Here is a 12,319-nt window from a genome sequence, read left to right on the forward strand (position 1 = left end):
TCAGTCCATGCGCAGCCTGATCCCAGCGGCTCGCAGTTCCAGTGCGGCCAATCCGCGGATCACCATCGGGTCCTCATAGCGCCAGCCACCGACCGGGTCCGCGCTGACGGCGGCCAGTTTGGCCGGCGACCGATTGGCCAACGCCCGCAGTGCCAGCAGCTGCTGACCGGCCGCCGTGCGGGCCAATGCGGTGACCGTCCATTTGCGTCGAAAGAACCGCAGCCGCAGGAACAACCATGGCGCCGTCACCGCAAGGATCGGCGGCGTCGCCACCGCCAACCCCAGCACCCACGCCAGCCAGCTCGCGGTGGTATCCAGGCTGTGGCCCGCGCCCGCGATATCCAGCGCCGCCTGACTGGCGGCGTCCAGTGGCTTACCCAACGCGTCACCGAGCAACGGGACGTTGTGCGCCCCATTTCCCGCCGACGCCAGATTGCCGGCCACACCTCTGGCCCCGGTCTCCACCTGCCGACCGGCCTCGGCGATGGTCGCGATCGCATCGTGCACGGCCAGGCCGATGAACACCCATATCACCGTCCACACTGAAATGGTGATATCGCTGATCAGTTGGCCGAAAAGGCGGAAGGGTCGGGTTGAATAAGGCAAGTACCGCGTCATAACACCGATACCAGCACAGCTGGCCCCGAAATGGGGTTGGCTCGCCCGATAGGCTGACGCGATGCGACCCGCATTGTCCGATTACCAGCATCTGGCCAGCGGCAAGGTGCGTGAGATCTACCGCGTCGACGACGACCATCTGTTGCTGGTCGCGACCGACCGCATCTCCGCGTACGACTTCATCCTGGACAGCACGATCCCGGACAAGGGCCGCATTCTGACCGCGATGAGCGTCTTCTTCTTCGGTTTGGTCGAAGCACCCAATCACCTGGCCGGGGCACCGGATGACCCGCGCATACCCGACGAGGTGCTTGGTCGGGCGCTGCTGGTGCGTCGGCTGGAGATGATGCCGGTCGAATGTGTGGCTCGCGGCTACCTCACCGGCTCCGGACTGCTGGACTACCAGGCCACCGGAAAGGTTTGCGGCATCACGTTGCCGCCGGGTTTGGTGGAAGCCAGCAAGTTCGAGACACCACTGTTCACGCCGGCGACCAAAGCGGAGTTGGGCGACCACGACGAAAACATCTCGTTCGACCGGGTGATAGAGATGGTCGGGGGTGTGCGCGCCAACCAATTGCGCGACCGCACCCTACAGATCTATGTGCAAGCCGCCGACCATGCCTTGCGAAAAGGAATCATCATCGCCGACACCAAGTTTGAATTCGGCACTGACCGAGACGGCAACCTGCTGCTTGCCGACGAGATCTTCACACCCGACTCGTCGCGGTACTGGCCGGCCGACGAATATCAGCCCGGTGTGGTGCAGAACAGTTTCGACAAGCAGTTCGTCCGAAACTGGCTTACCAGCAGCGAATCCGGCTGGGACCGGCACGGCACCGAACCGCCGCCCCCGCTACCGGACGACATCGTCGACGCCACCCGCGGACGTTACATCAATGCCTACGAACGGATTTCGGGCTTGAGTTTCGACAACTGGATCGGACCCGGCGCATGATCCAGCCGCCCATCGCCAAACGAGTGGAGACGCGGCGGGAATTTCACGGCGACGTGTTCGTCGATCCCTACGAGTGGTTGCGGGACAAAGACAGCCCCGAGGTTCTCGGCTACCTCGAGGCCGAGAACGAGTATGCCGACCAGAGCACCGCGCACCTCGAGGCCCTGCGGCAGCAGATATTCGACGAAATCAAGTCGCGCACTAAAGAAACCGACCTGTCGGTGCCGACCCGCCGTGGCGACTGGTGGTATTACGCCCGCACCTTCGAAGGCAAGCAATACGGCGTGCACTGTCGGTGCCCAGTCACCCAACCCGACGACTGGCACCCGCCGCAATTCGACGAGCACACCGAAATACCCGGTGAGCAAGTCCTGCTCGACGAGAACATCGAAGCCGACGGCCACGACTTCTTCGCGTTAGGCGCGGCCAGTGTCAGCCTGGACGCCAATTTGTTGGCCTACTCCGTCGACGTCAAAGGCGACGAGCGTTACACGTTGCGGTTCAAGGATTTACGCACCGGCGAACTCTATCCCGACGAAATCACCGGCATCGGCGCCGGAGCGACGTGGGCAGCCGATAACCGCACCGTCTACTACAGCACCGTGGACGAGGCCTGGCGCCCGGATACGGTGTGGCGCTACCGATTAGGCTCCGACGAACCATCCGAACAGGTCTATCACGAAGCCGATGAGCGGTTCTGGGTTGGCGTCGGTCGCACTCGCAGCAACGACTACGTGTTGATCGCGGCGGGATCCTCGATCACCTCCGAGGTCCGCTACGCCGACGCCGCCGATCCGGCCGCGGAATTCACCGTCGTACTGCCGCGCCGCGAAGGCGTGGAGTACTCGGTGGAGCACGCGCGGATCGGCAGCCGGCAACGGTTCCTGATCCTGCACAACGACGGCGCGGTGAACTTCACCCTCGTCGAGGCCCCAGTCGACGATCCGACCCGACAGCGCACCCTCATCCCGCACCGGGACGACGTTCGCCTGGACGGGGTGGATGCGTTTGCCGACCACCTGGTAGTCAGTTATCGCAGTGCGGCGCTGCCACGAATCCAATTGTGGCCGTTCGATTCTGACGGTTCCTACGGTGAGCCCGAGGAAATCTCATTCGACTCCGAGCTGATGTCGGCCGGGCTGGGTGCCAATCCGAACTGGCAGTCACCCAAGCTGCGGGTGGGCGCCGGCTCCTTCGTCACGCCGGTCCGGATCTATGACCTGGATCTGGTTACCGGTGAGCGCACGTTGCTCAAGGAACAGCCGGTGCTGGGCGGGTATCGTCGCGAGGACTATGTGGAGCGGCGTGACTGGGCGCAGGCCACCGACGGCACCCGAATCCCGATCTCTATCGTGCACAAAGCCGGTATCGAATTCCCAGCTCCCACCCTGGTTTACGGTTACGGTGCTTACGAGATCTGCGAAGATCCGCGGTTTTCCATAGCCCGGTTGTCCCTGCTGGACCGCGGCATGGTGTTCGCCATCGCACACGTGCGAGGCGGCGGTGAAATGGGCCGGCTGTGGTACGAGCACGGGAAGCTGCTGGAGAAGCGAAACACCTTCACCGACTTCATCGCCGTGGCAAGCCATCTCGTCGACAGCGAGGTTACCCGCCCCCAGCAACTGGTGGCTCTCGGCGGCAGTGCGGGTGGTCTGTTGATGGGGGCGGTGGCCAACCTGGCGCCGGATCTCTTCGCAGGGATCTTGGCCCAGGTGCCGTTCGTCGACCCGTTGACCACGATCCTGGACCCCTCGCTGCCGCTGACCGTCACCGAGTGGGACGAGTGGGGAAACCCGTTGAGCGACAGCGATGTCTACGCATACATGAAGTCCTATTCGCCGTACGAGAACGTCGAGGCCAAGCGGTATCCGGCCATCCTGGCGATGACGTCGCTGAACGACACCAGGGTCTATTACGTGGAGCCGGCTAAGTGGGTTGCGGCGTTGCGGCACAACAACGCTGACGGTAGTCCCGTGTTGTTGAAGACCCAGATGCACGCCGGCCACGGGGGCATCAGCGGCCGCTATGAGCGGTGGAAGGAAACCGCATTCCAGTACGCCTGGTTACTGGCCACCGCAGACGGCGGGGATAGCACGCAGTAGGTCAGCCCTCGGCTAACCGGCGGGCGGTTCCTTGGGCAGGAAAGCCGCAGGGATCAACGTCAGAGCCACCACCGCAGCGGCGATCGTCAAAACCGTTGTATAGGAGTGCGAAAGGTCGTGCGACAAGCTCGCGGCGAAGTCGGGGCTCAGGGTCCGCTGGGGTATCGCTGCCGGATCCACCGGCGTCCCACGTTTAGCGGCGTCCTGCTTCAGGCGCGCGAGTTGATTTGCCGCGGAGATGGTTTCGCTGCGGTTGAACTGGCTGGTCAGCACCATCGACATCAGCGCGGTGCCGATCGAACCACCCACTTGCAGGTTGACGCTGATCAGCGTTGAACCGCGGGCAATCTCGTGCGGAGCCAACGCCTGCACCGCCGCACCGGACAGCGGCATCATGGTGCACCCCATGCCCATGCCCAAGATCGCCAGCCCCACCAACGGCAACGGCAGGTACGCGGATTGCCGCGCCACAGCCACCGTGAAGATGCCCAGACCCACGGTGATCAGCGAGATGCCCGCAAGGACGCATTTGCCGGGACCTTTTCTGTCCATGAACATCCCGGCCCACGGCATGGTCAGCATGGCGCCGATCCCTTGCGGGATCAGGTGCAACCCGGACTGCATCGGCGTCTGCTGCATGACCTGCTGCAGGTAGCTGGGCAGCAGCAGCATGGAGCCGAAGAATGCCGCCGCGAAGAGAAACGCCGTGACGTTCGCTTGGCTGACCGCTGGGATCTTGAACAGTCGCAGATCGATGAGCGGATGATCGGCGCGCACCAACGCGTGCCCGACGAAGGCGATGATCAGGGCCAAGCCGACCGTGACGGGAATCAGCACGTGGCGATCGGCGACGGTGCCGCGGGCGGGGATGGACGACACCCCGAACAGAAAGGTCGCCAGGCCGGGGGATAACAGGAGTACCCCGATGCGGTCGAAGGTCTCCGATGGTGTCGGTTCGTCCCGCGGGAACAAGTAGAAACCGAGGATGAACGCGCACAAGCCGATTGGCAGGTTGATCAGAAAGATCCAAGGCCAGCTGTAGGTGCCCATCAGCCAGCCACCCAGGATCGGCCCGCCAATCGGGCCCAGCAGCATCGGAATTCCCAGCACCGACATCATGCGGCCGAGGCGCTTCGGACCCGCCACGTGCGTCAAGATCATGAATCCCAACGGCATCAGCATGCCGCCGCACATCCCCTGAATCACCCGAGACACGTTGAGCAGCAAAATGCTTGGCGCTATGGCACACAGCAACGATCCCGCCATGAACGCCAGCACCGACCCCATCCACAGTCGTTTGGTGCCGAATCGGTCGGCCGCCCAACCGGCGATCGGGATCACGGTGGCCAGTGCAAGCGTGTAACCGGTCATCGTCCAGCCGACGACCGTTTGGGTGGACTCGAACTCCAGGATGAAGGTGCGCTGCGCGACGCTGACCACTGTGGCGTCCACCGACATCATCACCGAGGCCAGAATGCACACCCCGGCGATCCGCAGCGTCGCGAAATCGAGCTTGTCCGGGTACTCGTGCGCGACCGACTCTCCCGAGGCGGTGGAGGGCAGCGCAGCGTCGGCCGGCGCGGAAGAAGCCTTGTCCATGGCGTTGCTGAGCATATCTAACCGATCGCCGGTAACGACCCTCGGGGATGACCGTCAGACCTGATCAGGACGGCCGAATGGCCGTCTCCCGGCCTCGTGTCCTTCACCGTTTGGACACTTCGCGTCGGCAAACTACAAACGTGTCTGGAAAATTAATCGTCTCGATCTCGGGGATCGGCGAACACACTCTGGGCGACGTCGCCGAATTTTGCGCACAGATGGACGCCCGCTCGGTGCCGGTATCGCTACTCGTGGCGCCGCGCCTGGGCAATCACTACCGACTCGACCACGACCCGCGCACGGTGCAGTGGCTCACCGATCGCCGTGTCGGGGGAGATGCGCTGGTACTGCACGGCTATGACGAAGCGGCCACCAAGAAGCGACGCGGCGAATTCGCGACATTGCACGCACATGAGGCCAACCTGCGAATCAAAGCTGCTGACCGGGTGCTTGAGCATCTCGGCCTGCGTACCCGGCTGTTCGCGGCTCCGGGCTGGCTCGTTTCACCCGGCGTGGTCAAGGCGTTGCCGATCAACGGCTTTCGGTTGGTCGCCGACGCCTACGGGGTGACCGACCTGGTCCGTAACCACACGGTGCGGGCTCGCGTGCTGGGCATCGGTGAGGGATATCTGGCCGAACCGTGGTGGTGCCGGATGGTGGTGATGTCCGCTGACCGGATCGCCCGGCGCGGCGGGGTGGTGCGGGTCGCGGTAGCCGCGCGTCACCTGCGCAAGTCCGGGCCCCGGCAGGCCATGCTGGATGCCGTCGACCTCGCTCTACTGCAGGAATGCACACCGGCCGTGTACCGCTGGCGCTCTGACAAGGCGGTTCTGGACGCCGCCTGACGCTCCACGTCTGGCACCTGATGTGTGGCACTAACCTGTAGCGACATGAGCGGTGAAGCGGACGATTTCACGGCTGACGCGATCATCGTCGGGGCCGGCCTCGCGGGGTTGGTGGCAGCCTGCGAATTGGTAGACCGTGGGCTGCGGGTCCTGATCGTGGATCAGGAGAACAGCGCCAATGTCGGAGGGCAGGCTTACTGGTCGTTCGGCGGCCTCTTCTTCGTCGACAGCCCCGAGCAACGCCGCCTGGGCATCCGCGACAGCCACGAACTCGCGCTGCAGGACTGGCTGGGGACCGCGGCGTTCGACCGCCCCGAGGACTATTGGCCGGAGCAGTGGGCGCACGCCTACGTCGATTTCGCCGCGGGGGAGAAGCGTAGTTGGCTGCGCGCCCGCGGACTCAAAATCTTCCCGATGGTGGGCTGGGCCGAGCGCGGCGGTTACGACGCTCAGGGACACGGTAATTCGGTGCCGCGGTTCCACATCAGCTGGGGGACCGGGCCGGCGCTGGTGGAAATCTTTGCGCGCCAATTACGCAACCGGCCGAACGTGCGGTTCGTGCATCGTCATCAGGTCGACCGGTTGATCGTCGAGGGCGACGCGGTGACCGGCGTTCGGGGCACCGTGCTGGAGCCCTCCGATGCGCCGCGCGGTGTCGCATCGTCCCGAAAAGCAGTGGGAAAGTTTGAGTTCCGTGCCTCGGCGGTCATCGTGACCAGTGGCGGCATCGGTGGCAACCATGATCTGGTGCGCAAGAACTGGCCACGGAGCATGGGCCGCGCGCCGAAGCAGTTGCTCAGCGGGGTACCGGCACACGTCGACGGCAGAATGATTGGCATCGCGCAAAAAGCCGGTGCGCGGGTGATCAATCCCGACCGAATGTGGCACTACACCGAGGGCATTACCAACTACGACCCGATCTGGCCGCACCATGGCATCCGGATCATCCCGGGCCCGTCGTCGCTGTGGCTGGACGGAGCCGGCAACCGGTTGCCGGTGCCGCTCTACCCCGGCTTCGACACGTTGGGCACGTTGGAGTACATCGCCCAGTCAGGTTACGACTACACCTGGTTTGTGTTGAACGCCAAGATTATTGAGAAGGAGTTCGCGCTTTCGGGTCAGGAGCAGAATCCCGACCTGACCGGGCAGAGTCTGCGCAAATTGGTGCGGGCCAGGGCGCGGTCTGGGCCACCGGCACCAGTGCAGGCCTTCATCGACCAAGGCGTGGACTTCGTTACCGCCGACTCGTTGCCCGAGTTGGTCGACGCCATGAACGAACTTCCGCACGTGACACCGCTCGACTACGAGACAGTGGAGGCCGCGGTCACGGCCCGCGACCGGGAGGTGGCCAACAAGTTCACCAAGGATGGCCAGATCACCGCGATCCGCGCGGCGCGAGGCTATCTGGGCGACCGGCTGGGACGAGTGGTGGCTCCGCACCGGTTGATCGATCCGAAGGCCGGTCCGCTGATCGGTGTCAAGTTGCACATCCTCACCCGAAAGACATTGGGCGGCATCGAGACTGATCTGGATTCGCGGGTGCTTAGGTCCGACGGCACCCCGGTCACCGGACTCTATGCGGCCGGTGAAGTCGCGGGCTTCGGCGGCGGCGGGGTGCACGGTTATCGGGCCCTGGAGGGCACTTTCCTGGGCGGCTGCATCTTCTCTGGCCGCGCCGCCGGCCGCGGCGCCGCGGCCGACCTGTCCTAGCTCGCGGGAGACCGGGAGCTAGAAGGTGACCGCGCTTTCCTCGGGTAGCACCTGGAAGTCGGTGCTGGTCATCTCAGTGAGGCGACCGTAGTAAATACCGCGCGCGTCGGGAGCGACGATCCCCTGGTGGATCGGCACTGCCCGGGTAGGTGCCACCGCGCGCAGATAGTCGACCGCCTCCGAGATCTTCATCCACGGCGCTGCGGCAGGCGTGGCCAATACGTCCACCGGTTCGTCGGGAACGAACAACGCGTCGCCGGGATGCATCAGCCTGGCGCGGTGTTCGCCGTCGTCGACCAGAAACGAAATGTTCTCTATCACAGGGATTTCCGGGTGTATGACGGCGTGCACCCCGCCGAGGGCCCTGATGGTCAGCGACCCGACCGCAAGTTCGTCGCCGACGTGCACCTCCGTAGCCGGCGCGCTGAGCTGGGCGGTGGTCTGCGGGTCGGCATAGAGCGTGGCGTCCGGGTTGCCGTCGAGCAGGGCGGGCAACCGCGAGACGTCGACGTGGTCGGGGTGCTGGTGGGTGATCAGGATCGCGGACAGGCCGGTGATCCCCTCGAAGCCGTGGGCGAAGCTCCCGGGATCGAACAGGATTTTGGTTGGACCGAACTCGGCGAGTAGGCAGGAATGCCCGAAATGCGTCAGTTCCATGTCTACGATTGTGCCTCGATGGGGGCCGTGCAGCTGCGGATGTTTCTGGCGACGATGATGGTCGCCGGCAGCTTGGTGATCGCGCTGGTCGTGGTCGTGCCTACCTCCGCATCCGCCGAGCCGGAGACCTGCCCGCCGGTATGCGACCAGATCCCGAATACCGCCTGGATCGCGCCGGGGGCGGTGCCGCTGCACTCGGTGTACAGGTGGCCCGCGCTGGCCGCCGTCGCGACCCCGGTCACTGGCACTACGCCACAGTTCCGGTTCGAGCAGGTATGCAACGCCCTCCCGCAGGACAGCCGCAGGGCCGCGGTGTCGGCCCGCGCAACGGTGGCGCACCCGGACGGTCAGTGGCAGCTGCAGGCTCAGATCCTGCATTGGCGTGGCGATACCGCGCGTGGTGGTGCGGCCGCGGCAGCGGTGTTCGGCACCGCCGTCGACGCGCTGCGCGGCTGTCAGTTGGGGGCGCCGGCACAGGCGCCGTCGGTAACCGACGACGAACCGACCCGAATGGCCGCGGTGATCAGCGGACCGGTGATCGTGCACACCTACCTGGTTGCGCACGTGGCCAGCAGCACGATCAGCGAACTAACCCTGTGGGCGGTAGGTACCGCAGAAGTCACCTGGCCGGTGATCTCGGATGCGGCCGTACTGGACGCCATCACCGCCCCGCTTTGCGAGGCGTACCTCGCCTCATGCCCATGAATTGCCCGAAAAGGATTGGGACACAATATGTTAATGGTCAAAGTTGACGTTCTGTACAGCGCGGCCACCCACCCGTGGCCGACGCTGCGAGAAAACGTGTTGCGAGCCGAAGCCGAAGGGTTCGGAACGGCGTGGATCTTCGACCACCTCTCCGGGACGACGCTGTCGGGCACCCGGATGTTGGAATGCTTCACCCTGGCGGGCGCACTGGCGGGCGTCACATCCTCGATCGGCATCGGCACTCTGGTGGTGAACGCTGCCAATCGGCCCGCCGGGGTAACGGTGGCCGCGGCCGCCTCGGTGCAAGAAATCAGCGACGGACGATTCGTCTTCGGTCTCGGCGCCGGTGCCGCCCCCGGCAGCGATTGGTCGCGGGAACACGAACTGGTCGGCATTGCACTAAGCGAGTCGATGCGAGTACGACACCAGCGCTTGATCGACGTCCTCGATTTGTGCGATGCCCAGTGGGATCCAGATCGCGACGCAAAATGGACGGGTTTTCCGCTGCCTGTGCCCCGTCCGCCGGTGCTGCTCGGGGTCAACAGCGTCGCGTTGGCTACCATCGCCGGCCAACGTTGCGACGCCCTTAATGTGCGGCTCGAACATCCCCGCATCGCCGAGTTGTTCGCGGCGGCCCGCGCCGCCCGCGCGCAGTCCGCGCGGGCGGGAAGTCCGCTGGTCCTCAACGCCTGGACCGCCATGACCGACGCCTCGTTGGATCCGGGCGGGTGGGCCCAGCAGCGCATCGGCGAGTTGGACGGCGACGGGCTGATCCTGGTCGCCCGGTAGAGTTGGCGCGGACGCGCAGATCTGAGGAGGAACGCGGTGGCCCGGGTGGTCGTGCATGTGATGCCCAAAGCGGAGATTCTTGACCCGCAGGGTCAGGCGATTGTGGGCGCTCTGGGGCGGCTGGGTCATCCCGGAATCTCAGATGTCCGTCAGGGCAAGAGGTTTGAGCTGGAAGTGGACGAGACGGTCGACGACAGCCAGCTCGCCGAGATTGCGGAGTCACTGCTGGCGAATACCGTGATCGAGGACTGGACGATCAGCCGGGACCCGCAGTGACGGCACGGATCGGCGTCATCACCTTTCCAGGGACCCTTGACGACGTCGATGCCGTGCGCGCAGCACGACTGGTGGGCGCCGAGGCGGTCAACCTGTGGCACGCCGACGCCGACCTCAAGGGTGTCGACGCGGTGGTGGTGCCGGGTGGGTTCTCCTACGGTGACTATCTGCGCGCCGGCGCGATCGCCAGGTTCGCCCCAGTGATGGGGGAGGTGGTGGCCGCAGCCAACCGGGGCATGCCGGTGTTGGGAATCTGCAACGGTTTTCAGGTGCTCTGCGAGGCGGGCCTACTGCCGGGCGCGCTGACCCGCAATGCCGGTCTGCATTTCATCTGTCGCGATGTATGGCTGCAGGTTTCGTCGAATTCGACCGCGTGGACGTCGCGTTTCGAGTCCGACGCCGACCTGTTGATACCGCTGAAATCCGGTGAGGGCCGCTACGTCGCCCCCAAGCAGGTGATCGAGGAACTCGAAGGCGACGGACGCGTGGTGTTCCGCTACCGCGACAACCTGAATGGCTCGCTGCACGACATCGCTGGAATCAGCTCGGCAAATGGCCGTGTCGTGGGCCTGATGCCGCACCCTGAGCACGCCATCGAAGCACTCACCGGTCCCTCCGACGACGGACTCGGACTGTTCTATTCGGCGCTGGACGCGGTGCTGGCTGTTTGATCAGGCCGTAAGCCGCGCGTATGGTGTTGCGGCGCTGCGTAGTTCGTCGAACGCGGAGCGCAGCGCATCGGTGGCGTCGTGGGCGTCGGTGAAAGTCCGGTCATCGGTCAGCACCGCGATGCCCAGCTGGTCTGCGTAACTCCACACGGTGATGTTGACCGGCGCGCCCGGCGAGAGCACTCCCGTGGAGTAGATTTCGCTGACCGGGGCGCCGCCAAAGTGGCCGCGGCTGCGCGGGCCGATCACGCTGGAAACCGCCACATTCATGATCTTATTCGGCGCCTCACGCCGACCCAGCCAGTTGAACAGGGCCGGGGCTAGGCGCGGTGGCAGGTAGTTCATCATGCGGCCGTAGAGGCTCGGACCAAGGATTTCGTGGTTTTCCTTGGCGATCCGGGTCGCCAGCGCTACCAGTCGCACCCGTTCGACGGGATCGGCGACGTGCACCGGTAGCGAGATCGACAGGCCGCTGATCTCGTTGCCGCTGACCCGGTCCGACTTGTCCGTGGCCGTGGGCACCGAGGCGATGATCGGACGGTCGGCGACGCCGTCGTAACTGAGCAACAACCGCCGCAATCCTCCGGCGGCGACCGCCAGAATCAGATCGTTGATCTTGACATCCAACTCCGCGGCGGTTGCCTTCACCTCTGCCAAAGGCAGTGCGGCACTGGCGAACCGGCGAACCGGAGAGACAACGTGGTTGAGGAAAGTCGGTGGCGCGTCGAACGAAGCGGCCAGATCGGGATGGCTGCCTCGGTCCCGGTTGCGGCGTCGCACCCTGGCCAACCCGACGGCGCCATCTCTGATCAGTCGCGGTAGTTCGACGAGCTGTCGTGCCTGGCCCATCGCCGCGATCCGCACCAGTCCGGCGCGGGTGGGTTGCGCAGCCTCGGCTCGATCGTGCGACGGACCAACGTCGGTGAGATCCATCATGCGCGCCAACAGGTTTGCCGATGCGATACCGTCGGCAAGCGAATGGTGGACCTTGCCGATGACGGCAAATCGGTTGCCCGCCAGTCCCTCGGCGAAGTGGAACTCCCACAGCGGTCGGCTGCGGTCCAGCGGGGTGGAAGCAATTTCGCCGATTACCTGGTCCAGTTCCCGCCGCCCACCCGGTGCCGGGACCTGAACCCGTCGTAGGTGGTAGTCCAGGTCGACGTCGCAATCTTCCCGCCATACCGGGTGATTCAGCCCCCAAGGAATCTCAATGAGCTTGTAGCGCAACGGTTCCAGTCGGTGTAGCCGACTACGCAGATGCCGTCGGAACGCGTCGAAATCAAACCCGTCGTCGGTGGGTTCGACGACGGTGACCTTCAAGGTGTGCGTGTGCAGGTTCGGCGTCTCGCTATAGAGCAGCATTGCGTCCATGCCGTTGAGTCGTTTCATGTCACA

12 protein-coding genes are annotated in these 12,319 nt (G+C 64.8%); 8 read left to right on the top strand and 4 right to left on the bottom strand.

Annotation, left to right across the window (positions count from 1 at the left end; genetic code table 11):
* Positions 1–618: a hypothetical protein gene (locus tag A5634_RS16495; RefSeq protein ID WP_065145107.1), complete on the bottom strand. Its 618-nt coding sequence runs from the start codon at positions 616–618 to the stop codon at positions 1–3.
* Positions 619–679: 61 nt separating this feature from the next.
* Here A5634_RS16495 and A5634_RS16500 point away from each other — a divergent pair, with 61 nt between their 5' ends.
* Positions 680–1,573, top strand: a complete 894-nt coding sequence (locus A5634_RS16500) for a phosphoribosylaminoimidazolesuccinocarboxamide synthase (protein WP_065145108.1) — start codon at positions 680–682, stop codon at positions 1,571–1,573.
* On the top strand, positions 1,570–3,675 hold the full coding sequence (locus A5634_RS16505) for a S9 family peptidase (protein ID WP_065145109.1): 2,106 nt from the start codon (positions 1,570–1,572) through the stop codon (positions 3,673–3,675). Before A5634_RS16500 ends, A5634_RS16505 begins: the two co-directional genes overlap by 4 nt.
* 12 nt (positions 3,676–3,687) lie before the next feature.
* On the opposite strand, the gene A5634_RS16510 is transcribed toward A5634_RS16505, so the two are convergent.
* Entirely contained in the window at positions 3,688–5,289 is a 1,602-nt protein-coding gene (locus A5634_RS16510) for a DHA2 family efflux MFS transporter permease subunit (RefSeq protein WP_065145110.1), read from the bottom strand.
* A gap of 125 nt (positions 5,290–5,414) precedes the next feature.
* Here A5634_RS16510 and A5634_RS16515 point away from each other — a divergent pair, with 125 nt between their 5' ends.
* Positions 5,415–6,119 (top strand): DUF2334 domain-containing protein, encoded by a 705-nt coding sequence (locus A5634_RS16515; RefSeq protein ID WP_065145111.1) that lies wholly within the window; start codon positions 5,415–5,417, stop codon positions 6,117–6,119.
* A 24-nt stretch (positions 6,120–6,143) separates the two neighbouring features.
* Complete coding sequence (locus tag A5634_RS16520; RefSeq protein WP_155769579.1) at positions 6,144–7,829, top strand: FAD-binding dehydrogenase; 1,686 nt, start codon at positions 6,144–6,146, stop codon at positions 7,827–7,829.
* A gap of 18 nt (positions 7,830–7,847) precedes the next feature.
* Here the strand turns inward: A5634_RS16520 and A5634_RS16525 are convergent, their stop codons facing one another.
* Positions 7,848–8,486, bottom strand: coding sequence for an MBL fold metallo-hydrolase (locus A5634_RS16525; RefSeq protein ID WP_065145113.1), 639 nt, complete (start codon positions 8,484–8,486; stop codon positions 7,848–7,850).
* Between A5634_RS16525 and A5634_RS16530 the strand changes: the two genes are divergently transcribed.
* From A5634_RS16530 to purQ, 4 genes are read left to right on the top strand one after another with little or no spacing between them, the layout of a single operon-like run.
* On the top strand, positions 8,463–9,191 hold the full coding sequence (locus A5634_RS16530) for an ATPase (protein ID WP_172831719.1): 729 nt from the start codon (positions 8,463–8,465) through the stop codon (positions 9,189–9,191). The genes A5634_RS16525 and A5634_RS16530 overlap by 24 nt on opposite strands.
* A 33-nt stretch (positions 9,192–9,224) precedes the next feature.
* Positions 9,225–9,980 carry an LLM class flavin-dependent oxidoreductase gene (locus A5634_RS16535; protein ID WP_065145115.1) on the top strand — a complete coding sequence of 252 codons (756 nt, stop codon included), beginning with the start codon at positions 9,225–9,227 and terminating at the stop codon, positions 9,978–9,980.
* Between the two features lie 36 nt (positions 9,981–10,016).
* Positions 10,017–10,256, top strand: coding sequence for a phosphoribosylformylglycinamidine synthase subunit PurS (gene purS / locus A5634_RS16540; protein ID WP_065145116.1), 240 nt, complete (start codon positions 10,017–10,019; stop codon positions 10,254–10,256).
* The gene (gene purQ, locus A5634_RS16545; RefSeq protein WP_065145117.1) at positions 10,253–10,927 is read left to right on the top strand and encodes a phosphoribosylformylglycinamidine synthase subunit PurQ; all 675 of its coding nucleotides are present in this window, start codon (positions 10,253–10,255) and stop codon (positions 10,925–10,927) included. The genes purS and purQ overlap by 4 nt, the downstream gene beginning before the upstream one ends.
* On the opposite strand, the gene A5634_RS16550 is transcribed toward purQ, so the two are convergent.
* On the bottom strand, positions 10,928–12,313 hold the full coding sequence (locus A5634_RS16550; protein WP_065145252.1) for a WS/DGAT/MGAT family O-acyltransferase: 1,386 nt from the start codon (positions 12,311–12,313) through the stop codon (positions 10,928–10,930). It abuts the gene before it with no gap.
* Positions 12,314–12,319 lie beyond the last annotated feature (6 nt).

This window comes from Mycobacterium asiaticum (assembly GCF_001673365.1).
Lineage (GTDB): Bacteria > Actinomycetota > Actinomycetes > Mycobacteriales > Mycobacteriaceae > Mycobacterium > Mycobacterium asiaticum_A.

Coding starts and splice junctions, on each gene's coding strand:
- A5634_RS16505 (WP_065145109.1), top strand. CDS start 1,570: ATGATCCAGCCGCCCATCGCCAAACGAGTGGAGACGCGGCGGGAATTT.
- A5634_RS16500 (WP_065145108.1), top strand. CDS start 680: ATGCGACCCGCATTGTCCGATTACCAGCATCTGGCCAGCGGCAAGGTG.
- A5634_RS16550 (WP_065145252.1), bottom strand. CDS start 12,313: ATGAAACGACTCAACGGCATGGACGCAATGCTGCTCTATAGCGAGACG.
- A5634_RS16525 (WP_065145113.1), bottom strand. CDS start 8,486: ATGGAACTGACGCATTTCGGGCATTCCTGCCTACTCGCCGAGTTCGGT.
- A5634_RS16535 (WP_065145115.1), top strand. CDS start 9,225: ATGGTCAAAGTTGACGTTCTGTACAGCGCGGCCACCCACCCGTGGCCG.
- A5634_RS16530 (WP_172831719.1), top strand. CDS start 8,463: ATGCCCGAAATGCGTCAGTTCCATGTCTACGATTGTGCCTCGATGGGG.
- A5634_RS16495 (WP_065145107.1), bottom strand. CDS start 618: ATGACGCGGTACTTGCCTTATTCAACCCGACCCTTCCGCCTTTTCGGC.
- A5634_RS16510 (WP_065145110.1), bottom strand. CDS start 5,289: ATGCTCAGCAACGCCATGGACAAGGCTTCTTCCGCGCCGGCCGACGCT.